Origin of the sequence: Gluconobacter sp. P1D12_c (assembly GCF_018812105.1) — a bacterium.
Taxonomy (GTDB): Bacteria; Pseudomonadota; Alphaproteobacteria; order Acetobacterales; family Acetobacteraceae; genus Gluconobacter; species Gluconobacter oxydans_A.
Genome location: NZ_JACSIQ010000662.1, coordinates 1 through 400, shown reverse-complemented (window position 1 = coordinate 400; position 400 = coordinate 1). Strand labels below are relative to the sequence as shown.

The following is a 400-nucleotide window of genomic DNA, read 5'->3' as shown; positions in this document are numbered from 1 at the left end:
TAATGACAATAAAGATGAGATACGCCTTTGGGTTAAAGATTTAGAAGAATGTGACAAGGATGGTTTGTATTCGAGTATCGATAATTTAGATTTGGAAAATTGTACGTCTGATGATTTTAAAAGAAGACTCTCAACGATTTGCGAGAAATTTTTTGGATCGTTGTCATGAGTTATCAATTCGCACATTTTGAGATGCTGAGTCGTAAAGTGCTTGTAAAGCCTTCCGACAAGGCAACGAAGTCTAAGAAGTGGAATATTAAAGAGACTATAGATGAGGCTACCCGGAGAAATCCGGATGCCTGTTTGCATGTTGAAAATCCAGGCAAGCCGGTTCTCGTTTTTGGTCAGGATTTAGAAGCTCTTGAGCGTGAGCATGAGCAGGCTTGCGATGGTGCTGTTG

General features: G+C 40.2%; 1 protein-coding gene. It reads left to right on the top strand.

Going from position 1 to position 400, the window contains the following annotated elements; genetic code table 11:
• Nucleotides 1-165 precede the first annotated feature (165 nt).
• On the top strand, nt 166-400 hold a 235-nt coding region (locus tag KP705_RS18640), incomplete at its 3' end, for a hypothetical protein (RefSeq protein WP_215765386.1).